At 57.4% G+C, this 21,899-nt stretch carries 24 protein-coding genes; 10 read left to right on the top strand and 14 right to left on the bottom strand.

Translation table 11 applies throughout. The annotated features are described in order from the left end of the window. Window positions 1-1,092 carry an anhydro-N-acetylmuramic acid kinase gene (locus tag BLW11_RS06385; protein ID WP_048361087.1) on the top strand — a complete coding sequence of 364 codons (1,092 nt, stop codon included), beginning with the start codon at window positions 1-3 and terminating at the stop codon, window positions 1,090-1,092. Window positions 1,093-1,167: 75 nt separating this feature from the next. Here the strand turns inward: BLW11_RS06385 and erpA are convergent, their stop codons facing one another. Beyond that, window positions 1,168-1,518: an iron-sulfur cluster insertion protein ErpA gene (gene erpA, locus BLW11_RS06380; RefSeq protein ID WP_003444456.1), complete on the bottom strand. Its 351-nt coding sequence runs from the start codon at window positions 1,516-1,518 to the stop codon at window positions 1,168-1,170. A gap of 135 nt (window positions 1,519-1,653) precedes the next feature. Then, window positions 1,654-2,688: an N-acetyl-gamma-glutamyl-phosphate reductase gene (gene argC / locus BLW11_RS06375; protein ID WP_048361088.1), complete on the bottom strand. Its 1,035-nt coding sequence runs from the start codon at window positions 2,686-2,688 to the stop codon at window positions 1,654-1,656. Between the two features lie 133 nt (window positions 2,689-2,821). On the opposite strand from argC, the gene hemJ reads away from it, so the two are divergent. The 6 genes from hemJ to coq7 all read left to right on the top strand — a co-directional run bounded on the left by hemJ (window position 2,822) and on the right by coq7 (window position 6,850). Further along, window positions 2,822-3,250, top strand: a complete 429-nt coding sequence (gene hemJ / locus BLW11_RS06370) for a protoporphyrinogen oxidase HemJ (protein ID WP_048361089.1) — start codon at window positions 2,822-2,824, stop codon at window positions 3,248-3,250. A 30-nt stretch (window positions 3,251-3,280) separates the two neighbouring features. After that, a complete protein-coding gene (locus tag BLW11_RS06365) occupies window positions 3,281-4,240 on the top strand; it encodes an NAD(P)H-dependent flavin oxidoreductase (protein ID WP_048361090.1) in 960 nt (319 codons plus the stop codon). A 60-nt stretch (window positions 4,241-4,300) separates the two neighbouring features. After that, window positions 4,301-4,816: a DUF805 domain-containing protein gene (locus BLW11_RS06360; protein WP_048361091.1), complete on the top strand. Its 516-nt coding sequence runs from the start codon at window positions 4,301-4,303 to the stop codon at window positions 4,814-4,816. A gap of 76 nt (window positions 4,817-4,892) precedes the next feature. Then, complete coding sequence (locus tag BLW11_RS06355) at window positions 4,893-5,681, top strand: SDR family NAD(P)-dependent oxidoreductase (protein WP_048361092.1); 789 nt, start codon at window positions 4,893-4,895, stop codon at window positions 5,679-5,681. 66 nt (window positions 5,682-5,747) lie between these two features. Beyond that, on the top strand, window positions 5,748-6,086 hold the full coding sequence (locus BLW11_RS06350; protein WP_048361093.1) for a histidine triad nucleotide-binding protein: 339 nt from the start codon (window positions 5,748-5,750) through the stop codon (window positions 6,084-6,086). 116 nt (window positions 6,087-6,202) lie between these two features. Beyond that, window positions 6,203-6,850: a 2-polyprenyl-3-methyl-6-methoxy-1,4-benzoquinone monooxygenase gene (gene coq7 / locus BLW11_RS06345; RefSeq protein WP_048361094.1), complete on the top strand. Its 648-nt coding sequence runs from the start codon at window positions 6,203-6,205 to the stop codon at window positions 6,848-6,850. Window positions 6,851-6,909: 59 nt separating this feature from the next. On the opposite strand, the gene speD is transcribed toward coq7, so the two are convergent. Then, entirely contained in the window at window positions 6,910-7,701 is a 792-nt protein-coding gene (gene speD, locus BLW11_RS06340) for an adenosylmethionine decarboxylase (protein ID WP_016782404.1), read from the bottom strand. Between the two features lie 240 nt (window positions 7,702-7,941). After that, the gene (locus tag BLW11_RS06335; protein ID WP_048361095.1) at window positions 7,942-8,364 is read right to left on the bottom strand and encodes an OsmC family protein; all 423 of its coding nucleotides are present in this window, start codon (window positions 8,362-8,364) and stop codon (window positions 7,942-7,944) included. A 222-nt stretch (window positions 8,365-8,586) separates the two neighbouring features. Between BLW11_RS06335 and crp the strand changes: the two genes are divergently transcribed. Next, on the top strand, window positions 8,587-9,231 hold the full coding sequence (gene crp, locus BLW11_RS06330) for a cAMP-activated global transcriptional regulator CRP (RefSeq protein ID WP_048361096.1): 645 nt from the start codon (window positions 8,587-8,589) through the stop codon (window positions 9,229-9,231). Here crp and BLW11_RS06325 read toward each other — a convergent pair. The 4 genes from BLW11_RS06325 to BLW11_RS06310 all read right to left on the bottom strand — a co-directional run bounded on the left by BLW11_RS06325 (window position 9,228) and on the right by BLW11_RS06310 (window position 12,547). Beyond that, entirely contained in the window at window positions 9,228-9,929 is a 702-nt protein-coding gene (locus tag BLW11_RS06325) for a lipoate--protein ligase family protein (protein ID WP_048361097.1), read from the bottom strand. The two genes, crp and BLW11_RS06325, sit on opposite strands and share 4 nt — an antisense overlap. 132 nt (window positions 9,930-10,061) lie before the next feature. Next, window positions 10,062-10,898 carry an indole-3-glycerol phosphate synthase TrpC gene (gene trpC, locus BLW11_RS06320; protein WP_048361098.1) on the bottom strand — a complete coding sequence of 279 codons (837 nt, stop codon included), beginning with the start codon at window positions 10,896-10,898 and terminating at the stop codon, window positions 10,062-10,064. Further along, complete coding sequence (gene trpD, locus BLW11_RS06315; protein WP_048361099.1) at window positions 10,895-11,944, bottom strand: anthranilate phosphoribosyltransferase; 1,050 nt, start codon at window positions 11,942-11,944, stop codon at window positions 10,895-10,897. Before trpD ends, trpC begins: the two co-directional genes overlap by 4 nt. Window positions 11,945-11,953: 9 nt before the next feature. Further along, window positions 11,954-12,547, bottom strand: coding sequence for an aminodeoxychorismate/anthranilate synthase component II (locus BLW11_RS06310; RefSeq protein WP_048361100.1), 594 nt, complete (start codon window positions 12,545-12,547; stop codon window positions 11,954-11,956). A 397-nt stretch (window positions 12,548-12,944) separates the two neighbouring features. Here BLW11_RS06310 and estP point away from each other — a divergent pair, with 397 nt between their 5' ends. Next, window positions 12,945-14,867, top strand: coding sequence for an esterase EstP (estP, locus tag BLW11_RS06305; protein ID WP_048361101.1), 1,923 nt, complete (start codon window positions 12,945-12,947; stop codon window positions 14,865-14,867). 84 nt (window positions 14,868-14,951) lie between these two features. Here the strand turns inward: estP and trpE are convergent, their stop codons facing one another. The 3 genes from trpE to rpe all read right to left on the bottom strand — a co-directional run bounded on the left by trpE (window position 14,952) and on the right by rpe (window position 17,993). Further along, window positions 14,952-16,433, bottom strand: coding sequence for an anthranilate synthase component I (gene trpE / locus BLW11_RS06300; RefSeq protein WP_048361102.1), 1,482 nt, complete (start codon window positions 16,431-16,433; stop codon window positions 14,952-14,954). A gap of 70 nt (window positions 16,434-16,503) precedes the next feature. Beyond that, window positions 16,504-17,322 carry a phosphoglycolate phosphatase gene (locus BLW11_RS06295; protein ID WP_048361103.1) on the bottom strand — a complete coding sequence of 273 codons (819 nt, stop codon included), beginning with the start codon at window positions 17,320-17,322 and terminating at the stop codon, window positions 16,504-16,506. Next, on the bottom strand, window positions 17,319-17,993 hold the full coding sequence (gene rpe / locus BLW11_RS06290; RefSeq protein ID WP_019823117.1) for a ribulose-phosphate 3-epimerase: 675 nt from the start codon (window positions 17,991-17,993) through the stop codon (window positions 17,319-17,321). The genes BLW11_RS06295 and rpe overlap by 4 nt, the downstream gene beginning before the upstream one ends. A 257-nt stretch (window positions 17,994-18,250) precedes the next feature. Here rpe and BLW11_RS06285 point away from each other — a divergent pair, with 257 nt between their 5' ends. Then, entirely contained in the window at window positions 18,251-18,709 is a 459-nt protein-coding gene (locus tag BLW11_RS06285; protein WP_048361104.1) for an REP-associated tyrosine transposase, read from the top strand. Here BLW11_RS06285 and BLW11_RS06280 read toward each other — a convergent pair. From BLW11_RS06280 to BLW11_RS06270, 3 genes are all read right to left on the bottom strand, one after another. Next, entirely contained in the window at window positions 18,706-19,530 is an 825-nt protein-coding gene (locus BLW11_RS06280; RefSeq protein ID WP_048361105.1) for an ABC transporter permease, read from the bottom strand. The two genes, BLW11_RS06285 and BLW11_RS06280, sit on opposite strands and share 4 nt — an antisense overlap. A 10-nt stretch (window positions 19,531-19,540) precedes the next feature. After that, entirely contained in the window at window positions 19,541-20,788 is a 1,248-nt protein-coding gene (locus tag BLW11_RS06275) for an ABC transporter permease (protein ID WP_048361106.1), read from the bottom strand. Between the two features lie 68 nt (window positions 20,789-20,856). Next, window positions 20,857-21,897, bottom strand: a complete 1,041-nt coding sequence (locus BLW11_RS06270) for an ABC transporter substrate-binding protein (RefSeq protein ID WP_048361107.1) — start codon at window positions 21,895-21,897, stop codon at window positions 20,857-20,859. Window positions 21,898-21,899 lie beyond the last annotated feature (2 nt).

Here is a 21,899-nt window from a genome sequence, read left to right as displayed (position 1 = left end):
ATGGCCCTCTATATAGGTGTGATGTCCGGTACCAGCCTGGACGGCATGGACATTGCCCTTATAGCGCTCGAGCCTGGCATCACCCTGCTCGCTACCCATTACATCCCGATGCCGGAAGCGCTGCGTAGCGAGCTCCTGGGATTGTGCGCCAGCGGCCATGACGAAGTGGCCCGCAGCGCAATCGCCGAGAACCACTGGGTCGAGCTGGCCGCACAGGGCGTCAACGCACTCCTTGCTCAGCAACAACTCTCCCCCACAGATATCCGGGCGATCGGCAGTCATGGCCAGACCATACGGCACGAGCCAGCCCGAGGCTTTACCGTACAGATCGGGAACCCGGCACTGTTGGCCGAGCTGACCAATATTTGTGTCGTAGGTGATTTTCGTCGTCGCGATGTGGCCGCCGGTGGCCAGGGTGCGCCACTGGTTCCAGCTTTCCACGAGGCCTTGTTTACGGGTGAAGTCGGGGACAGGGCCGTGCTGAACGTAGGCGGATTCAGCAATCTAAGCCTGATAACTCCTAATGCTCCCGTTGCAGGATTCGACTGCGGCCCAGGGAATGTCTTACTAGATGCCTGGATACAAGAGCAACGCGGCGAACTGTATGACCGCAACGGGCAGTGGGCTGCCAGCGGCAAGGTTGAGCCACTGCTGCTCAATTCCCTGCTCAGCGATCCCTTCTTCCAGACCAAAGGCCCGAAAAGCACCGGGCGCGAGGTGTTCAACCTGGCATGGCTAAAACAGCATCTGTTCAACCTACCGACCTTCCCGGCCGAAGATGTCCAGGCAACCCTGCTGGAACTTACCGCACAGACCATCGTAGAGTCACTGCGCGCCGCTCAGCCGAACACTGACGAACTGCTGGTATGCGGCGGCGGAGCACACAATGCTGCATTGATGGCCCGACTGGCAGACTTGCTGGCTCCCGCCCAAGTAAGCAGCACCCAAGCCAAAGGTGTTGACCCCGACTGGGTCGAGGCAATGGCCTTTGCATGGCTGGCGCACTGCTGCCTGGAAAACATCCCCACCAACCGCCCGAGCGTCACAGGCGCACGCGGCCTGCGTATATTGGGCGCCATCTACCCCGCCTGATCCTGCCCGACAAAACCCGGACAGCAAAACGCCGCGATTCGACGCGGCGTTGAGTTTAAAGCCTGTACGACGCAATCAAATCGAGAACGACGATCCGCAACCACACGTTGTGGTGGCATTCGGGTTCTTGATCACAAAGCGCGAGCCTTCCAGACCTTCCTGATAATCCACCTCGGCTCCTGCCAGGTATTGGAAGCTCATTGGATCGACCACCAGGCTAACGCCTTCGCGCTCCACAATGGTGTCGTCATCGGCCACTTCTTCATCGAAGGTGAAACCATACTGAAAACCGGAACAACCGCCGCCCGTAACGAAAACGCGCAACTTCAAACGATCATTACCCTCTTCATCGACCAGGCTCTTCACCTTGTGCGCAGCACCTTCGGTGAATTGCAAAGCCATGGGGGTGAAGGATTCGACGCTCATGCTGACTATCTCCCGGCGCTATGCCGCCATAATGCGTGATGACGCGCATTATCCGCTTCTCCTAGAAAAGCGGTCAACTATTCATAAGTAGCAGCGGCACGCCACTGGCCTGCCGCTTGAAACGGGGAACTGCCGTTAAGGCAGCATTCCCGCGTGGGACAAGCCCAAACGCTCATCCAGGCCAAACAAAATATTCATGTTTTGAACCGCCTGCCCAGAAGCGCCCTTGACCAAATTATCGATCACCGACAACACCACTACCAGATCCCCGTCCTGTGGGCGGTGCACCGCAATACGGCATACGTTGGCACCGCGCACACTGCGGGTTTCCGGGTGACTGCCTGCAGGCATCACATCAACAAACGGCTCGTTGGCATAACGCTTTTCGAACAGTGCCTGCAGGTCTACGGAGCGATCGACCACGGTGGCGTACAGCGTGGAGTGGATGCCGCGAATCATCGGCGTCAAATGCGGGACGAAGGTCAGGCCCACATCTTTACCAGCAGCACGACGCAGCCCCTGGCGAATTTCTGGTAAATGGCGATGACCTTTAACCGCGTACGCCTTCATGCTTTCGGACGTTTCTGCGTATAGCGAACCTACGCTTGCGCCACGGCCAGCACCGCTTACGCCCGACTTGCAGTCAGCTATCAGCAACGACGTGTCCGCCAATCCAGCTTCCAGCAGAGGCAGGAAACCCAATTGTGTTGCGGTTGGATAGCAACCCGGTACCGCGATCAGGCGCGCCTGTTTAATCTGCTCGCGATTGACTTCCGGCAGGCCGTATACCGCTTCGTCCAGCAGCTCCGGCGCACCATGGGGCTGGCCGTACCACTTGGCCCACTCATCAGCGTCCTGCAACCGGAAATCGGCTGAGAGATCGATCACCTTGGTGCCTGCATCCAGCAGCTCACCGGCCAGTGCATGGGCTACGCCATGGGGTGTGGCAAAGAACACCACATCGCAAGCAGCCAATGCCTGGGTATCAGGCACGCTGAAGGCCAGGCCATCGTAGTGACCGCGCAGGTTGGGATACATATCGGCCACTGGCAGGCCAGCCTCGGATCGCGAAGTAATGACAACCACTTCAGCCTGCGGATGCTGTGCCAGCAAACGCAGCAATTCGACCCCGGTGTAACCCGTGCCGCCGACAATACCGACCTTGACCATAACCTGCCCTCAACGAACCCACTGGAAAGCCCTCGATAATAGGGACACCACGCCTCTGCGACAACCGCCAAGGTGACTCGCAGGCGCTCTACTACTACTATTTGATCTACCGTGAACCTGGGAATAACTAAAAATGCTTTATCTATGGCTCAAAGCCTTCCACATCATCAGCATCGTCTGCTGGTTTGCTGGCCTTTTTTACTTGCCTCGCCTCTTTGTTTACCACGCACAAAGCGAGGATGCCGTCAGTAAAGAACGATTCAGCATCATGGAGCGCAAGCTGTATCGCGGCATCATGGGCCCGGCAATGATCGCGACCCTGATCTTCGGTGGCTGGCTGATCAGCCTCAACCCAAGCGGCTACTTCAGCCAGGGCTGGATGCACGTCAAGTTGACTCTGGTAGTCCTGTTGATCGGCTATCACCACATGTGCGGCGCACAGGTAAAACGCTTTGCCCGTGGCGAAAACAAGCGCACACATGTGTTCTACCGCTGGTTCAACGAAGTGCCGGTCGTATTTCTGCTGGCGATCGTAATTCTGGCCGTGGTCAAACCGTTTTAAACTCACTTCCTGACGATCCGAGGTTATCCAATGTCACTGCCTGCCCTGCTTGAACAACGCTTGCGCCTGCCGGTAGTGGCAGCGCCCATGTTTCTGATATCCAACCCTCAGCTCGTTCTGGCCTGCTGCCGTAACGGGGTCGTGGGAAGCTTCCCAGCGCTCAACCAACGCGAGAGCAGTGGTTTCAAGGCATGGCTTGAAGAAATAGAAGCCGGGCTCGCCATTCTGGATAACCCCGCGCCCTACGCCGTGAACCTGATTGTGCATAACAGCAATCCACGGCTGCAGGCTGACCTGGCGATCTGCATAGAACACAAGGTACCCATCGTCATCACCAGCCTGGGCGCAGTCAAAGAAGTGGTTGATGCCGTACACAGCTATGGCGGCCTGGTGTTCCACGATGTCACCACCCGACGCCATGCTGAAAAAGCTGCACAAGCCGGTGTCGATGGCCTGATTGCCGTTGCCGCAGGCGCCGGTGGCCATGCAGGCACCTGGAGCCCCTTTGCACTGCTGGCCGAAATCCGTCAGTTCTTCAACAAGACCGTGCTCCTGTCCGGCTGCCTGAATCACGGCCACGAAATTTTGGCAGCTCAAATTCTGGGCGCAGACCTTGCCTATCTCGGCACACGTTTTATTGCGACCCAAGAGAGCCATGCTCCTGACGCTTATAAAGACATGCTGCTGGCATCGCGCGCCGCCGATATCATCCACACCCCGGCAGTCTCGGGCGTGCCCGCCAGCTTCATGCGCCAGAGCCTTGAAAACGCGGGCTTCGACCTCGACGCACTTCAAGGTAAAGGTGAAACCAAGCTCAAGCCGCTGACAGATGAAGCCAAAGCCTGGAAAACGGTGTGGTCTGCCGGTCAAGGTGTAGGGGGCATTCACGACCTGCCGACAACAGACCAATTGATCGCACGCCTGGACGAGGAGTACCGAAAAGCGCAAAGCCTCGCCTCCGGGCTTTCTGCGTATTGGCCTCATCACTGATACTGCGAAGCCCGCCTTTTTCGGCGGGCTTTTTTAAACATCTGCGGACAAGGAAGCCCTATGCCCGAGCTTAGCCTGGACAAAACACCTCAAGAAAACTACGGGCCGCTGGAGCCAGTCGGGTTTAGCGGCCGAATCGGGCGCTTACGGCTGCTGGCCTGGAGCATGGTCGTCACGCTCATCGCCTCGGTGACCGCACTTCTGGTTCTGCTCGCCGTCAAGGTTTCCCCCACGCTTGGCATCACCTGTGGCGCAACGCTCACCCTTGTCTATTTCATTGTCAGCCTGCGAATAAGTGCCCAGCGCCTGCATGACCTCAACTGGTCGGCATGGATGCTGTTGCTGCACTTGGTACCCGTGGCCAATCTGGTCCTGTCCCTCATGATGCTGTTAATGCCCGGCACACCCGGCCCCAACAAGTACGGCCCGCCGCCACCGCCGAACAGCCGTGCAGTCAACATACTGGCCTCGATCACCATCTTTTTGTTTGGGCTGAGCATCTGCGCAATGATCGCTGTATTTGCTTTGGGCCTCCTGACTGCGTTGATCAACGCAGCCAACGGCAACAGCCTGTAGACTGCCCGTCTAAATGAACGCGTTAACGCCAGGGACATCATTGTCACCGGACTGTACCGTTGCAATGGAGAACAGCATGACCCGTTACGCTTTAATCACTGGCGCTTCCAGCGGCATTGGTCTGGCCCTGGCTGAGGCCCTTGCCCGACGCGGGCGCAGTTTGATTTTGGTGGCCCGCCAGCGGGATGCGCTGGAAACCATCGCGCTAGAGCTGACCCAGCGTTTTGGTGTCGAAGTGCTGTTCCGCGCCTGTGACCTGGGCGAGCCCTTGCGTCTGTCCGGCTTTCTGCTGGAGCTTGAGGAAGGCGATCGTCAGATCGACTTGCTGGTCAATTGCGCGGGCATCGGCACCTGCGGCCCCTTCTTGGCCCACGACTGGAGCGCGGAACAAGACCTGATCGAACTCAACGTTCTGGCGCTCACCCGTTTGTGCCATGCCATCGGCAACATGATGGCGGTTCAGGGCGGCGGTCAGATCCTCAATGTCTCCTCGATCGCAGCCTTTCAGCCCGGGCCATGGCTGAGCACCTACTTCGCCAGTAAAGCGTATGTCCTGCACTTTTCCGAAGGTTTGCGCGAAGAAGTAAAGAAGACCGGTATCAAGGTCTCGGTACTGTGCCCCGGCATCACCCGGACCCGCTTTTTTGATGCAGCCAAAATGAACACCGACGCCATCAAGCAAAGCGCCAGCGCCATGACCCCCGAAGAAGTTGCGCTCTATACCGTGCGCGCGCTGGATAAAAACAAGGCGATCATCATTCCGGGGCGACGCAATCGATGGATAACCCGCATCCCGCGAATGCTTTCGCGCTGGATGACGCGAAAAATAGCCGCTTCGGTTAACAAATCCTACTGCCCTCGTTAACGAGGCTGGGCGTAACTCACTGCCCTGAGTACACTCAAACCGGACTTCACTCACGGAGACACAGCTTTGGATACTCTGTTCACCAAGATCATCAACCGTGAAATACCCGCCAAGATCATCTATGAAGATGATCAAGTGCTCGCGTTTCACGATATCGCCCCACAAGCACCGATCCACTTTCTGGTCATTCCGAAAAAGCCGATCCGCACGCTTAACGATTTGACCGAAGAAGACAAACCGCTGGCCGGCCACATCCTGTTCACTGCGCAACGTCTTGCCAAAGAACTGGGCTGCGACGACGGTTTCCGCGTGGTGATGAACTGTAATGAAAAGGGCGGCCAAACGGTCTACCACATTCATATGCACGTGCTGGGTCAGCGCCAGATGAACTGGCCTCCGGGCTGATTGGCAATCAGATCCCCCGTGGGAGCCATCGCTCCCACGCTCACAGATGATCCAACGCAAACCCCGCCCGCCCGATTGGGGTAAACTGGCCCCCGTGATTTTTTCCGGAGGTAAGCATGACTACCCAACGTCACTACTCGCCGATTGACCGTCTTCTGTTACAGGCCGATACCGCCTTGCGCACCTTGCTGCCGTTCAGCGGCCAGCCCCATCGCCCATCGCCGGCCATCGTCAAGCCCGAGACCCAGCTGGACCCAAAGGCTACCCGCCATGTTGCCGGGCTGATGCGTATCAACCATACCGGCGAAGTCTGCGCACAAGCCTTGTATCAAGGCCAGGCCTTGACCGCCAAGCTGCCGCACACACGCGAAGCCATGGAACATGCCGCGGAAGAAGAAATCGACCACCTGGCGTGGTGCGAACAGCGTATCCGCCAATTGGGTAGCCATCCCAGCGTCCTGAACCCGTTGTTTTACGGCCTGTCCTTCGGGATCGGTGCCGCAGCGGGGCTGATTAGCGACAAGGTCAGCCTGGGGTTCGTGGCCGCGACCGAAGATCAGGTATGCAAGCATCTGAACGAGCATCTTGAACAACTGCCGGCTGACGATGAAAAGTCGCGGGCGATTCTTGAGCAAATGCGCATCGACGAGGAGCTGCATGCCGAGTCAGCCCTTAATGCTGGCGGCTACCGCTTCCCTGCCCCGGTCAAGTTCGGCATGAGCCTGATGGCCAAGGTCATGACCAAAAGCACGTACCGCATCTGACACAGGCCATAAAAAAGGCGGCTACCTCTCGGTTAGCCGCCTTTTTTGTTGCCGAAAATTTACGCCATGTTGCGAGCGTAGAAAATCTCCAGCATTTCGTGCTTCACACGCTCAGTGACCTGTGCGCGCTGTTCAACCGACAGATTGCTGGTCGCATCGCCGAACAGGTAGTTATCCAGTTCGAACTCCTTGAGCAGCATCTTGGTGTGGAACAGGTTCTCTTGATACACATTCACGTCGGTCATCTGGTAACCGTCGCGGGTGTCTTCGGAGAGGTAGTTCTGGATCGAATTGATCTCGTGATCGATAAAGTGCTTTTTACCTTCCACGTCACGGGTGAACCCACGTACGCGGTAGTCGACAGTCACGATATCCGAATCAAACTGATGGATCAGATAGTTGAGAGCTTTAAGCGGTGAAATAACGCCGCATGTCGACACATCAATATCCACGCGGAATGTTGCAATACCGTCCACCGGGTGAATCTCCGGATAGGTATGAACCGTGATATGACTTTTGTCGAGATGAGCCAGGATGGTCTCGGGCAGCGGACCTGGGGACTCTTCGATCTGGCTTTCGGTAGGAATCACCGGCTGCTCGGAAATCAGAATAGTCACACTGGCACCTTGGGGATCGTAATCCTGACGGGCGATGTTCAGGATGTTGGCACCAATGATATCAACCACATCTGTAAGGATCTGCGTCAGGCGTTCTGCGTCGTACTCTTGATTGATGTACTCAACGTATGCCTGCTGGTCTTGCGGGGTTTCCGCATAACAGATGTCATAGATGTTGAAGCTCAAGGTCTTTGTCAGGTTATTGAACCCGTGGAGCTTGAGTTTGCTTTTCACCGTTATAAAACTCTCTATGTCGATGCGGCTCGGCCGCGTGATCCAGCATGCCCGTCAAGTGCGTAGGACGCACCTGCGTAGGACGGTTAACACCTCTTCGCGATGGCGATTTTGGTTATCTGTTCGGACATGCGGCCGGGAATTACCCCCGCCACTACCCTGAAAAAAGTGGCGCATTATGCAGACGTCAGCGACTGTCCGCCAGAGTCTGCATCGCATTTATGAAAATTGAATGTCCACTCACGCCAACTCAACAATTTCATAGTCATGACTGATGACCACACCTGCTGCGCCCAGCATGATCGACGCCGAGCAATACTTCTCGGCCGACAGCTCGATGGCACGTTTGACCTGGGCTTCTTTCAGACCGCGGCCCTTGACCACAAAGTGCAGGTGGATCTTGGTGAATACCTTTGGATCTTCAGTGGCGCGCTCGGCTTCCAGAAAGGCTTCGCAGCTCTCAACTGCCTGACGCGACTTCTTCAGGATGCTGACAACGTCAAAGTTGCTGCAACCACCGAGCCCCAGCAACAGCATTTCCATCGGGCGTACACCCAGATTGCGACCGCCACTTTCAGGCGGGCCATCCATCACAACAACGTGACCACTGCCTGATTCGCCTAGAAACATGGCTTCACCAGCCCATTGAATGCGTGCCTTCATCGCCCAGACTCCAGTGTTTTAAAAGGGGCGCCAGCTTAGCACAGGGTCCGAAATCGATAACTCGCTGCACTGAAGCGTTTCTCTAACAGCACGCCCAGAAAATTCTACAAACCCCGTAGAACCTGTCTGGTAAGCTGGCGCCAAATCGCTGGCGCCTGCCAGCAAGCGCTCTATATAAAAATAGATCCAACCCCTTACTGTGCAAGCTTTCGGGATACAACCATGGTTGCCCTTACTCCCATACCAAAGATTAAGAACCTCGACAAATTTTTGACTCATTGCCAGCGCAAGCGCTACCCGGCCAAGAGCAATATCATCTGCGCCGGCGAGTCCTCGCACACCCTGTTCTTCATTATCAAAGGCTCGGTAACAGTTTTGATTGAGGACGAGGAAGGTCGCGAAATGATCATCGCCTACCTCAACTCCGGAGACTTTATCGGCGAGTTGGGCCTGTTTGAACAAGCGGGGCAGGAGCAGACACGCAGTGCATGGGTTCGGGCCAAGACCGAGTGCGAAGTTGCAGAGATCAACTATCAAAAATTCAGAGAATATACTCAGCAAGAACCTGAGATCCTTTACGCGCTAAGTGGCCAAATAGCACAGCGCCTGCGCAACACTACGCGCAAGGTCGGTGATCTGGCGTTCTTTGATGTCACGGGAAGGGTCGCTCGTTGCCTGCTGGAGCTATGCAAGCAACCCGATGCCATGACTCATCCGGACGGCATGCAAATAAAAATCACCCGTCAGGAAATCGGCAGGATCGTTGGCTGTTCGCGGGAGATGGTCGGACGCGTACTCAAGGGGCTTGAAGAACAGAACCTGGTAAACGTCAAAGGCAAGACCATGGTGGTATTCGGAACACGTTAAGGCTTTAGCAAGGGCGCCAGGATCTGTTGATAACTGGCACTCAAGCGCTCAAAGAAGTCGGGCGCCGCAAACACTTCATGCAACGCAATATGGCTGTCGGCCCGGCAGCGCTGCTCCAGTTCACACAACTGATTGAAGCGGTTAACCGCGGCCACCATCGACTCACGCTCGTCTTCTACCAGTAACGCACCGTGTACCAAGCCGACAGGTCGCTGCCCGCCTTGGCTCTGGCGCCAGCGCTGAGCGGTGCCCACCAGTTTCCGTGCGTTTAGATTGACGTTGAAACGACCATCACAAAATGCGCCTTCAACCTCCCCCAACGATGCCGCTCCGCCCAACTGTGTCAGCAAATCACAAATAGGCTCGCACAAGCGCCGGTACGCAGTTTCGATACGTCCGTGATCGCCTTCACTGCGCAAAGGTGCGTAGACCAGAGCGATGTTGATTGTCGAGGCCGACTGAGGAACAGGCTCGCCGCCCGTTTCACGCAACAGGATCGGCCAGCCGCTGGCTGCGAGCTCGACGCTGGCCTGATCAAAGCCCGGTAAACGGCTCAAGCGCCGCGGCATGACCAAGGCCCGATCCGTGGGTTGCCAAAACAACACCCCCGCTTCCATTTCACCGGCACAAACCGAGGCCAGCAAATCCTGCTCGGCCTTAAGGCCAGCTTCGACGGTGAGGTGTTGGATCAGAGGCATGCGAATCCTTTCGAGTGCAGAACAACAATGACTGTGGAAGCGAGCCTGCTCGCGATGCAGGCGCCGCGGTCTATCAGGTCAATACGGTGATGCAATCGCGAGCAGGCTCGCTCCCACAGGTAGTTTTGCGGGTCAGTCCAGCGTCGAACCGGTTACCTGTAAAGCCCGCTCCGGGAAGAACAAGCGCTGCAATTCATTACCCGGGTTCTCGGCGCGCATGAAGGCCTCGCCAACCAGGAACGAATACACTTCGCTGATTTCCATCAGTTCAACATCGGCACGGTTAAGGATTCCGCTCTCGGTGATCACCAGACGGTCACGCGGCACACGTGGCAACAAATCCAGTGTGGTTTCCAGGCTGACTTCAAACGTGTGCAGGTTGCGGTTGTTGATACCCACCAGCGGCGTGTCGAGAGTTTTCAGTGCGCGCTCAAGTTCATCGCCATCATGCACTTCTACCAGCACATCCAGCCCGACGCTTTTGGCGACAGCTGCCAGCTCGGCCATTTTCACGTCGTCCAGGGCGGACACGATCAACAGCACGCAATCGGCGCCCAAGGCACGGGCTTCGACGATTTGATACGGATCGATCATGAAATCCTTGCGAATCACCGGCAAGGTACAGGCAGCACGTGCCTGTTGCAGGTACGCATCAGCGCCCTGGAAGTAATCGATGTCGGTCAGCACGGACAGGCACGTCGCGCCGCCCGACTGGTAACTTTTGGCAATTTCGGCAGGGACGAAGTGCTCGCGAATCACACCTTTGCTCGGCGATGCCTTTTTGATTTCGGCAATCACCGCAGGCTGCTTTTTCTTGGCCTGCGCCAGCAAGGCGCTGGCAAAGCCACGGACAGGATCGGCCTGAGCCGCCAGACGTTCAAGTTCAGCCAGGCTCACGCGCGCGCTACGCTCGGCAACCTCTTGAACCTTGCGCGCCAGAATATTTTCCAGAACGGTTGGCACACTCATGCTTCATTCTCCTGCTTGAAAATCGTGGTAAATGCGCCCAGCTCTTCGAGCTTCTCACGGGCCAATCCGGTGTGCAGCGCGTCGTGGGCCAACTCCACACCCTCTTTGAGAGTGTAGGCAAGGTCCGCGGCGTACAAGGCGGCGCCCGCATTGAGTACGATCATTTCAGCGGCTTTCTGGCCCGCTTCAGTTTTGCGACGACCCAGCGCATCGCGAATCAGCTCCAGCGACTGCTCCGGGCTGTCGACCACCAGACCGAACAGGCTTTGGCTCTTGATCCCCAAGTCTTCAGGCTGAACCCAATACTCGGTGATTTCGCCGTTCTTCAGCTCTGCAACATAGGTAGGCGCGGCCAGGCTGAACTCATCCAGCCCGTCCTGGGAATGCACCACCAACACGTGCTTGCTGCCCAAGCGCTGCAACACTTCAGCCAATGGCCGGCACAGTGCCTGGTTGAACACGCCGACCACTTGATGCAACACACCGGCCGGATTCGTAAGCGGGCCAAGCATATTGAACAGGGTTCGCAGGCCAAGGTCGCGACGCGGGATAGCCGCGTGTTTCATGGCGCCGTGATGACACTGGGCAAACATGAAACCGATGCCCACGCTGTCGATGCAACGGGCGACTTGAACCGGGGTCAGGTTCAGGTACACACCGGCCGCTTCCAGCAAGTCGGCGCTGCCGCTTTTGCCCGAGACAGCGCGGTTGCCATGCTTGGCCACCGTGCAGCCCGCCGCGGCAATCACCAGGGCCGAAGCCGTCGACACGTTGAAAATATTCGCGCCATCACCACCGGTACCCACAATGTCGACCACGCCATCGAGGGTCTTGAGTTCAACCTTGTCAGCCAGCTCGCGCATGACAGTGACGGCACCGACGATCTCGTCGATGCTTTCGCTCTTCATGCGCATGCCCATCATGAACGCGCCAATCTGCGCCTCGGTGCATTGACCGGTCATGATGTCGCGCATCACATCGCGCATTTCATCGGTGCTCAGGTCCAGATGACCGACGATACGGCTCAGGGCAGTCTTGATATCCATAAAAAGTCCTTAGCGCGTGCCGCCGGTTTGTTTAAGAAAGTTGGCAAACAATTCATGACCTTGTTCGGTCAGGATCGATTCAGGGTGAAATTGCACCCCTTCGATGTTCAGCGTCTTGTGGCGCAGGCCCATGATTTCGTCCACAGAGCCATCTTCAAGCTGAGTCCAGGCGGTGAGTTCCAGACAGTCCGGCAAGGTTTCACGCTTGACCACCAGCGAGTGGTAGCGGGTCACGGTCAGCGGATTGTTCAGGCCCTGGAATACCCCTGTATCGAGGTGATAAACCGGGCTGGTCTTGCCGTGCATCACTTGCCGGGCACGCACCACATCACCGCCGAAAGCCTGGCCGATGGACTGATGGCCCAGGCATACGCCCAGGATCGGCAGCTTGCCGGCAAAGTGCTTGATGACTTCGAGGGAAATACCCGCCTCGTTCGGCGTGCAGGGGCCGGGCGAGACCACAATGCGCTCAGGCTTGAGCGCTTCGATCTGGGCCACGGTCAATTCATCGTTGCGTACAACCTTGACCTCTGCACCCAGCTCGCCGAGGTACTGCACAACGTTGTAAGTAAAAGAGTCGTAATTATCGATCATCAGCAGCATGTTGCTAAACCTCTGAATTCACTGACATTCAAAACTGTTTTCAGAACTCTATGCCCGCAGTTTCAGTTGCTGGTTTGAGCACACCAACCGAGGGGAAGCCATTCAAGAAAACGCAGGGGGCAGGTCCGGCGGGGCCGGCAGAGAAATATTAGGCGCGCCAACGCCAACGGCCGTGGGCCTTAACAACTCGCATAAAGAGTTTGCTGATGATCAACACAGGAAGGGTCTCATTTCTACGTCCCGGCACAGTAACGTAGCCTCGCAGAAGGCGCAACACGGGGCAGCAAATACGGGGTAAAACATACGGACAATACTTTGTGTCTTTATTTATCACGAAACATTTAATACTAATTGTTTTGATAATGTCCGCGCTCCCAACAATAAAAAAGACCCTCTCATGCGCAGACTTTCACTACTCATCCCCCTGGCGGGATGCATTTTGTCCTTCGTTAGCGAACGCGCCTTTGCGACCCCTGCTCCCTACTCCACGATGATCGTGTTCGGCGACAGCTTGAGTGACTCGGGGCAATATCCAGATACTGGCAGTGGCATGCGCTTCACCAATCGCACCGGCCCCACCTACAAGCAGGAAGCCTACGCAGCAGTAGCTCCGATGCTGCTGGGAGCAAAACTGGGCATCGCACGCGGCGATCTGGCGCCGTCCACATCGCCGGGCAACGCTCTCACAGGCGAGCCCGATGGCAACAACTGGGCGGTCGGCGGCTACCGAACAGATCAGATTTTCAAATCCATCACGAACGAGTCAAAGGTCGCCTTGCCTGATGACTGGTCTTTCGTCGGCGGCTACGTACTGCGCAGCAAACGTGGCTACCTTGTGGAAAACGGCTTCAAGGCTGACCCCAAGGCGCTGTATTTCATCTCTGGCGGCGGTAACGACTTCCTTCAGGAGCGGGTAAGAACTCCCGCTGAGGCCGGAAAAGCCGCGCAAAGGCTGTCAGACAGCGCCTTCGCCCTGCAACAGGCCGGGGCGCGTTACATCATGGTCTGGCTACTGCCTGACTTGGGCCTGACCCCGGCCCTTTACGGCACACCTGCACAGGCCGGCAGCAGCTACCTCAGCGCGGTGTTCAACACCGAACTGGCCCATCAACTCAGCCAGATAGATGCCGAAGTCATCCCCCTCAATATCCCGCTCCTGTTCCGGGAAGCGGTCTCCGATCCCTCCCGTTTTGGCCTGGCCACCGGGCACAACCTCGTGGGCACCTGCTTCAGCGGTGACGAATGCACGGAAAACCCGCAGTACGGTATCAGCAGCCCAACCCCCGACCCGTCCAGGCTGTTGTTCAACGACTCGGTCCACCCCACCGAAGCAGGGCAACGGTTAATCGCCGACTATGCCCACTCATTGCTGGCCGCCCCGTGGGAGGTGACGCTGTTACCCGTGATGGCACAAGGCACGCTGAACGCCCACCAGGACCAACTGCGCAATCAGTGGGGCAGCGACAACCGTCAATGGCAAGCTGCCGGGCAATGGCGAGCGTTCGTCGCGGGGGGTGGGCAACGCTTGAATATTGACGAGCAGAACACTTCTGTCAGGGCTGATGGCAGAGGCTTTAACGTCAATATCGGCACCAGCTATCGACTGGATGAACACTGGCGACTGGGCGTTGCGACCGGACTTTACCGGCAACGCCTCGAAACGGGCGCCCACGAATCGGACTACAAACTCAATAGCTATCTGGGCAGCGTATTTGCGCAATACCAACACAATCATTGGTGGGGTGATGTCGCGCTGACCCTGGGCAGACTGGATTACGACGACCTCAATCGAAAATTCGCCCTTGGCGCCAGCGAAGGCATGGAGAAAGGACAAACCGACGGCCACCTGCGGGCATTGAGCACACGCCTGGGTTATGACATCGCACAGGCCTCGGCTCCGTGGCATCTGTCGCCTTTTATCAGTGCCGACTACTCGCGAGTAGAGGTTAATCGCTATGAAGAAAAAGGACGGCGCTCGACCGCATTGAATTTCGAAGAGCAGACACTCGTTTCAAGTCGTCTTGGCGCGGGCTTGCTCGCCAGCTACCAGTTCACTGCGCAGACCCGGGTGTTTGGCGAGGCCGCCCATGAGCATGAGTTCCAGGATGCCACTCAGCGCCTGAGCATTGCGCTCAACAGCCTGCCCAGCAACAGTTTCAAGCTCGAAGGCTACACACCGCAAAGCAACCTTGACCGCATCAGTCTGGGGGTCAGCCACAGGCTGACCGCCGACCTTATGCTGCAGGCGGCTTATAACGTGAGGAAGAGTGATGGCGTGGCTCAGCAGGGAGCCAATATCGGGGTTAGCTTGAACTTCTAAAAACACTGCAGTTTTTGTGGGAGCGAGCCTGCTCGCGAAGGCTGTTCGCGAGCAGGCTCGCTCCCACAATGGATGCCACCAGGGTCAATCCCGCGGAGTTTGCTCGGCCAGGGCCACAGCACGGAACATTGCGCGACGCTTGTTCAGGGTCTCTTCCCACTCCAGGGCCGGGACCGAGTCAGCGACAATGCCGCCGCCAGCCTGTACATGCAGCTCACCGTTCTTGATCACAGCCGTGCGGATGGCAATCGCCGTGTCCATATTGCCGTTCCAGGCGAAATAACCGACCGCGCCGCCATACACGCCACGCTTGACCGGTTCCAGCTCATCGATGATTTCCATGGCACGGATTTTCGGTGCGCCGGACAACGTGCCCGCTGGCAGAATCGCCCGCAGTGCGTCCATCGCCGTCAGTCCGCTTTTCAGTTGGCCCGTCACGTTGGACACAATATGCATCACGTTGGAATAACGCTCGATTACCATCTTCTCGGTCAGCTTGACCGAGCCGATTTCAGAGACACGGCCCGTGTCGTTACGACCCAGGTCGATCAGCATCAAGTGCTCAGCGATTTCCTTGTCATCACTGAGCAGGTCTTCTTCGAGCGCCAGATCTGCCTCTTCGGTGGCGCCACGAGGGCGAGTACCGGCAATCGGGCGCACGGTGATCAGGTTGTCTTCGACCCGCACCAGCACTTCCGGCGAGCTACCCACTACGTGGAAGTCACCAAAATTGAAGAAATACATGTAGGGCGTCGGGTTGAAACAACGCAGCGCGCGATACAAATCGATCGGCGCGGCCTTGAAGTCGATGGACATGCGCTGCGACGGCACCACCTGCATGCAATCGCCTGCGAGGATGTAGTCCTTGATCGTGTCGACGGCTTTTTCGTAGTCGTTCTGCGTGAAGCTGGAACGGAATACCGGATCAGCCGCTTGCTGTGCAGTGAAGTCCAGGCCACGTCGTGGGGTAATCGGCTGACGCAGCTGCTCGAGCAGTGCCTCAAGCCGGGCCTGACCTTCTTCATAGGCTTCAGGCTGAGACGGATCAACCAGCACGATGGCGTGCATCTTACCGGCCAGGTTATCGAAGACTACAACAGCGTCCGACACCATCAGCAGAATGTCCGGCACGCCCAGTGGATCAGGGTTCGGGCACTTGCCCAGACGCTTTTCCACGTAGCGCACGCAGTCATAACCGAAATAGCCCACCAGGCCACCGTTGAAACGCGGCAAACCGGCAATGGTCGGCACGTTATAGCGAGCCTTGAATTCTTCAACGAAGGTCAGTGGATCTTCAGCTACGCAGGACTCGATCTCGACACCATCATGGGTCACGCTGACCTGGTGATCATGCACACGCAAAACCGTGCGGCATGGCAAACCAATGATCGAATAACGCCCCCACTTTTCACCGCCCTGCACTGATTCCAGCAAATAGGAATTGGGCTGGTCGGCCAGTTTCAGGTAGATCGACAGCGGTGTGTCGAAGTCGGCAAGGGTTTCACGTGCAAGCGGGATACGGTTGTAGCCGGCATCGGCCAAACGCAGGAATTCTTCGCGGATCATGAGGTGCCTCGTGGCATGAGGGTAAAACGGTCAGGTGTGCAAACGTGCCGGCTATGCGGCCAGATTCAAGTCAGGCGCGCCAACGCCAACGGGCCAGGGCCTTGATAACTTTCATCCAGAGTTTGCGAGTGACCACCACGATAGAGTCTCTTCGAGAGGGGGAATCAGAATTGCCCAACGTTATCTCAGGCGCAGAATCTAAGCAACCGGCTATCAGTTCTTGCAGGTTGCCAATCACCATATCCGGTGATTCTTCTTCAATAGGTCGACCGTGATTGTAGCCATAGCTCAGGGCTACGCAGCGCACACCGGCAGCCTTGGCCGCCAGTACATCATTGCGTGAATCGCCGATGAACATCGACTGGGCGGGAGTGGCACCCGCCATTTTCATCACAAACAGCAGCGCGGCAGGGTCGGGCTTTTTCTGTGGCAGGGTATCGCCACCGATAATCCAGCGAAAAAACCGCCCCAGCTTCAACTCATCCAGCAAAGGCGCCACAAAGCGCTCAGGCTTGTTGGTGATCAGGGCCATTTCAACGCCCTGCTTTTGCAGCCACTTGAGGCTTTCGCGTACGCCGGGATAAACCTTGGTGTGTACATGGCCGCCATCGTAAGCCTCCATGAAAATTTCCAGGGCCTGCTCGGCTTCGACATCGTCGACGCCGCTGCCGTCCATGTTGCCGGCCAGGGCACGACGCACCAGCATGGGTGCGCCGTTACCGATCCACAGCCGCACGTTTTCAATTCCGGCGGGGGGACGACCCAACTTGAGCAGCATGGTCTCCACGGCGTCAGCCAAATCCGGTACTGAGTCAATCAGGGTGCCATCCAGATCGAACATCACCAGCTTGGGCAACTGCCCCTGAAGTAGCTGCTCAAAACGGCTCATGGGCGGGCCAACGCAAGCTCGGCACGCATTTTTTGAATGACTTCTTCGTAGTTCGGCGTGTTGAAAATTGCGGAGCCGGCGACGAAGGTGTCGGCACCTGCTTCAGCAATTTCACGGATGTTGCCAACGTTCACGCCGCCGTCGATTTCCAGACGGATTTCGCGACCTGAAGCATCGATCAGCGCACGGGCTTCACGCAGTTTGTCCAGCGTGCCCGGGATGAATTTTTGCCCGCCAAAACCCGGGTTGACGCTCATCAGCAAGATCATGTCGACCTTGTCCATCACGTACTTGAGCACATCCAGCGGGGTAGCCGGGTTGAACACCAGACCTGCCTTGCAGCCGCCTTCGCGGATCAGTTGCAGGGAGCGGTCGATGTGCTGGGTCGCTTCGGGATGGAACGTGATGTAGGTCGCGCCGGCCTCGATAAAGTCGCCGATGATGCGGTCAACCGGGCTGACCATCAGATGCGCATCGATGGGAGCGGTGATGCCGTACTTGCGCAAGGCTGCGCAAACCATCGGGCCGATGGTCAGGTTGGGTACGTAATGATTGTCCATGACATCGAAGTGAACGATGTCAGCACCCGCGGCGAGTACGTTGTCCACTTCTTCGCCAAGACGGGCGAAATCGGCGGATAGAATCGATGGGGCAATAGCGAAGGGCTGCATGACGCACCTTTTAGTGGGCTAAACACGGTGGCGCGCATTGTATACCGCTGGCCGTGGAGCGCGCACCGCCTTGCGGCCGCTTCGCGACCGATCGCAGCCTTCGGCAGCGGCTACAAGGTTGTGCGGCCATGTAGCCGCTGCCGAAGGCTGCGATAAGGGCCGAAGGACCTTCCAGCAATATCTTGCGAATAAACACACCTGCCACATCAAGGTTTGATGGCTAGTTTTGTACAGACATCCACAACGAGGGCAAAGGAATGCCACGTATCCATAACGGCAATCAACTATTAAAAGGCCGCCACTCCGAACCCGGCCGCATCTACCTGCTCACCACCGTTACTGAGCAAAGACGCCCGATTTTTCGCGACTTTTATCTAGGGCGCCTGTTGGTCAATCAACTCAGGCAAGCTCATGACGAAGGTATCGTCCACTCAATCGCCTGGGTGGTCATGCCCGACCATTGCCACTGGCTGATAGAGCTACGGCGTAAAACCCTGGGTGAGCTGATGTGCCGAATCAAGTCGCGCAGCAGCGTAGCCGTTAACCAGACAGCTCAATCCAGAGCCCGTCTTTGGCAAAAGGGCTATCACGACAGGGCATTGCGCCGGGAGGAAGACCTGAAGGCAACAGCCCGCTACATCATCAAAAACCCGATCCGCGCCCAATTGACCACGCGGATCGGCGACTACCCCTTATGGGATGCCTGCTGGGTCTAGGGCTGGGCCGTACGCAACTTCTCGCTGCGCCCGCGCAGCCACTCCAGCGTCAGCAACAACACCACCGAAAAGGCGATCAACAGGGTCGCCGCAGCTGCGATGGTAGGGCTCAGGTTTTCACGGATGCCGCTGAACATCTGCCGTGGCAGGGTCGCCTGTTCGGGCCCGGCCAGAAACAGCGTCACCACCACTTCATCAAACGATGTCGCGAAGGCAAACAATGCACCCGATATCACCCCCGGCGCGATCAGTGGCAACGTCACCCGGCGAAAAGCCGTCAAGGGCGAAGCCCCCAGGCTGGCCGCCGCACGCACCAGGTTGTGATTGAAGCCCTGCAACGTCGCCGACACGGTAATGATCACAAACGGCACACCCAATACCGCATGTACCACGATCAGCGAGATGTAGCTGTTGCCCAGGCCCAACGGGGCAAAGAACAAATAACTGGCCACGCCAATAATCACCACCGGCACCACCATCGGCGAAATCACCAGCGCCATGACCAGTGCCTTGCCGGGGAAGTCACCCCGGGTCAAACCAATCGCCGCCAGCGTGCCGAACACCATCGCCAGCACCGTAGCCGCCGGAGCCACGATCACGCTGTTTCTCAAGGCACGCATCCACTCCGCCGAAGCAAAGAAGTCCTGATACCAGTGCAGCGAAAACCCCTGCAGCGGATACACCAGAAAACTACCCGAGTTGAACGACAACGGAATAATCACCAGTACCGGCAAAATCAGGAACAACAGGATCAGCCCGCAAAGAATGCGCAAGCTGTAGAACCAGACCCGTTCAACGGGTGACATGTAAGGGCTCAGCATGGCGTTCTCCTTAACTCAAACGCAGGCGGCTGGCGCCTACCAGCCAGTTGTACATCAGGTACAGCACGACGGTAGCCAGCAACAACAAGCCGCCCAATGCGGTCGCCATCCCCCAGTTGATGCTGGTGTTGGTGTAGAACGCCACGAAGTAGCTGACCATTTGGTCGTTCGGGCTGCCGAGCAACGCCGGGGTGATGTAGTAGCCAATGGCGATAATGAACACCAACAAGCAACCCGCCCCTACACCAGCGTATGTCTGCGGGAAGTACACCCGCCAGAAACTGGCAAATGGATGACAACCCAGTGAGATCGCTGCACGCATATAGGTCGGAGAGATACCTTTCATCACGCTGTAGATCGGCAGAATCATGAACGGTAGCAGAATGTGCACCATCGAGATGTAGACCCCGGTGCGGTTAAACACCAGCTCCAGGGGCTTGTCGATCAAGCCCATGTTGATCAGCGCGCTATTGATCAGCCCGCCCGATTGCAGCAACACAATCCAGGACGCGACCCGCACCAGCACCGACGTCCAGAACGGCAACAACACCAGAATCATCAACAGATTGCTTTGCCGGGTTGGCAGGTTGGCCAGCAAATACGCCAGCGGATACGCCAGCACCAGGCAAATGCACGTGATTACAAAGCCCATCCAGAAGGTACGGGCGAAGATATCCAGATAGATCGACTGATCAGGCGTGGCCTGCGCGATTTCGCCCAGGTCGTCGATGCGGTGATCGACAGCCGCCAGCAGGTAAAACGGGGTCACGCTAGAGCTGTTGCGCTTGATCGCCTGCCAATAGGCCGGGTCACCCCAACGCTCATCAATGACTTCCAGCGCATCTTTGTACGATTCGGGGGCTGCCTTGAATGGCAGCGCCTTGGCGGTCTTCATCAGTAGGCTGCGATAGCCGGCCAGTTCCATATTCAGACGTTTGGACAAATCTCCCAGCACCGAATTCTTGCGCGCTTCTGCCAGATCGTCACTGAGCGCCTGGTACACCGGCTCTGCAGGCAAGCCCTTGCCATCCCACCCGGCGACTGCCACCACGGTACGCGGCAAACCTTCGACCACTTCCGGGTTGCCAACACTTTTGTAGAGCAACGCGGCAATCGGCACCAGAAACACCAGCAGCAAAAAAATCACCAGGGGGGCAATCAGCGCCTGCGCCTTCCAGCGGTTGATCCGCTCGGCATGGGCCAGGCGCTTCTTCAAGGTGGGGCTGGAGACCTCGTTCAGGGGAACGGCGATGGCCATGGCGAACTCCGAAAATCTTTATACGATGGCGGCGCGACCCTAAAGGCCGCACCGCATGTCAGCGCTGCTTACTTGGCAGCCCAAGCGTTGAAGCGCTGTTCCAGTTGCTCGCCGTTGTCAGCCCAAAAGCTGACGTCAATCTGCACCTGGTTGGCGATGTTTTGCGGGGCCGTCGGCATGTCGGCCTGTACAGCTTCAGGCAGCAATGGCATCGCTTCCTTGTTGGCCGGGCCGTAAGCGATGTTTTGCGAGTAGAGGCTCTGTTGCTGTGGCTGCAGGGTGAACACCATGAACTTCTTCGCCGCGTCCGCCTTGGCCTTGCCCAGGCCTTTAGGGATGGCCCATGCATCAAAATCGTAAATGCCGCCGTTCCACACGATTTTGAGGTTGCTCTCTTTTTGCACGGCAGCGATCCGGCCGTTGTAGGCCGAGCTCATCACCACATCGCCAGAAGCCAGGTATTGAGGCGGCTGCGCGCCCGCTTCCCACCACTGGATATTCGGCTTGAGCTCATCGAGTTTTTTGAAGGCGCGGTTCTGACCGTCCTTGCTTGCCAGAACGGTGTACACGTCTTTAGGCGCGACCCCGTCAGCCATCAAGGCGAATTCCAGGGTGTACTTGGCGCCTTTGCGCAGCCCGCGTTTACCCGGGAAGGTTTTGGTGTCCCAGAAGTCCGCCCAGCTGGTCGGTGCGGTTTTCAGCTTGTCGGCGTTGTAGGCCAGCACGGTGGACCACACAAAGAAGCCCGCGCCGCAGGACTGGATGGCGCCTTTGACGTACTGCTCAGGATTACCGAACAGTGCCGGGTCCAGCGGCTCGAACATGTCCTCGTCACACCCGCGGGAAAGTTCCGGGGACTCCACTTCTACCAGGTCCCAGGAGATGCTTTTGGTGTCGACCATGGCCTTGATCTTGGCCATTTCACCGTTGTATTCCCCGGCGATGATTTTGCCGTCGCCCTTGGCTTCCCAAGGTGCGTAAAACGCTTTGACCTGAGCCGCCTTATTCGCGCCGCCAAACGACACCACGGTCAGATCGGTGGCGGCCATGGCATTGGCCGCGAACATCAGGCCCAGACTTAAGGCCGTAAACTTGAGGGATGTATGCATTG

Source organism: Pseudomonas deceptionensis (assembly GCF_900106095.1).
In the GTDB taxonomy this organism is placed as follows: Bacteria; Pseudomonadota; Gammaproteobacteria; order Pseudomonadales; family Pseudomonadaceae; genus Aquipseudomonas; species Aquipseudomonas deceptionensis.
The sequence above is the reverse complement of the archived record's forward strand: the minus strand, read 5'-3'. Positions and strand labels throughout refer to the sequence as shown.

What these genes read in the sequence shown, in the direction of transcription:
- BLW11_RS06385 (WP_048361087.1), top strand. Translation starts at nt 1, where the DNA reads ATGGCCCTCTATATAGGTGTGATGTCCGGTACCAGCCTGGACGGCATG.
- erpA (WP_003444456.1), bottom strand. Translation starts at nt 1,518, where the DNA reads ATGAGCGTCGAATCCTTCACCCCCATGGCTTTGCAATTCACCGAAGGT.
- argC (WP_048361088.1), bottom strand. Translation starts at nt 2,688, where the DNA reads ATGGTCAAGGTCGGTATTGTCGGCGGCACGGGTTACACCGGGGTCGAA.
- hemJ (WP_048361089.1), top strand. Translation starts at nt 2,822, where the DNA reads ATGCTTTATCTATGGCTCAAAGCCTTCCACATCATCAGCATCGTCTGC.
- BLW11_RS06365 (WP_048361090.1), top strand. Translation starts at nt 3,281, where the DNA reads ATGTCACTGCCTGCCCTGCTTGAACAACGCTTGCGCCTGCCGGTAGTG.
- BLW11_RS06360 (WP_048361091.1), top strand. Translation starts at nt 4,301, where the DNA reads ATGCCCGAGCTTAGCCTGGACAAAACACCTCAAGAAAACTACGGGCCG.
- BLW11_RS06355 (WP_048361092.1), top strand. Translation starts at nt 4,893, where the DNA reads ATGACCCGTTACGCTTTAATCACTGGCGCTTCCAGCGGCATTGGTCTG.
- coq7 (WP_048361094.1), top strand. Translation starts at nt 6,203, where the DNA reads ATGACTACCCAACGTCACTACTCGCCGATTGACCGTCTTCTGTTACAG.
- BLW11_RS06335 (WP_048361095.1), bottom strand. Translation starts at nt 8,364, where the DNA reads ATGAAGGCACGCATTCAATGGGCTGGTGAAGCCATGTTTCTAGGCGAA.
- crp (WP_048361096.1), top strand. Translation starts at nt 8,587, where the DNA reads ATGGTTGCCCTTACTCCCATACCAAAGATTAAGAACCTCGACAAATTT.
- BLW11_RS06325 (WP_048361097.1), bottom strand. Translation starts at nt 9,929, where the DNA reads ATGCCTCTGATCCAACACCTCACCGTCGAAGCTGGCCTTAAGGCCGAG.
- trpC (WP_048361098.1), bottom strand. Translation starts at nt 10,898, where the DNA reads ATGAGTGTGCCAACCGTTCTGGAAAATATTCTGGCGCGCAAGGTTCAA.
- trpD (WP_048361099.1), bottom strand. Translation starts at nt 11,944, where the DNA reads ATGGATATCAAGACTGCCCTGAGCCGTATCGTCGGTCATCTGGACCTG.
- BLW11_RS06310 (WP_048361100.1), bottom strand. Translation starts at nt 12,547, where the DNA reads ATGCTGCTGATGATCGATAATTACGACTCTTTTACTTACAACGTTGTG.
- estP (WP_048361101.1), top strand. Translation starts at nt 12,945, where the DNA reads ATGCGCAGACTTTCACTACTCATCCCCCTGGCGGGATGCATTTTGTCC.
- trpE (WP_048361102.1), bottom strand. Translation starts at nt 16,433, where the DNA reads ATGATCCGCGAAGAATTCCTGCGTTTGGCCGATGCCGGCTACAACCGT.
- BLW11_RS06295 (WP_048361103.1), bottom strand. Translation starts at nt 17,322, where the DNA reads ATGAGCCGTTTTGAGCAGCTACTTCAGGGGCAGTTGCCCAAGCTGGTG.
- rpe (WP_019823117.1), bottom strand. Translation starts at nt 17,993, where the DNA reads ATGCAGCCCTTCGCTATTGCCCCATCGATTCTATCCGCCGATTTCGCC.
- BLW11_RS06285 (WP_048361104.1), top strand. Translation starts at nt 18,251, where the DNA reads ATGCCACGTATCCATAACGGCAATCAACTATTAAAAGGCCGCCACTCC.
- BLW11_RS06280 (WP_048361105.1), bottom strand. Translation starts at nt 19,530, where the DNA reads ATGCTGAGCCCTTACATGTCACCCGTTGAACGGGTCTGGTTCTACAGC.
- BLW11_RS06275 (WP_048361106.1), bottom strand. Translation starts at nt 20,788, where the DNA reads ATGGCCATCGCCGTTCCCCTGAACGAGGTCTCCAGCCCCACCTTGAAG.
- BLW11_RS06270 (WP_048361107.1), bottom strand. Translation starts at nt 21,897, where the DNA reads ATGCATACATCCCTCAAGTTTACGGCCTTAAGTCTGGGCCTGATGTTC.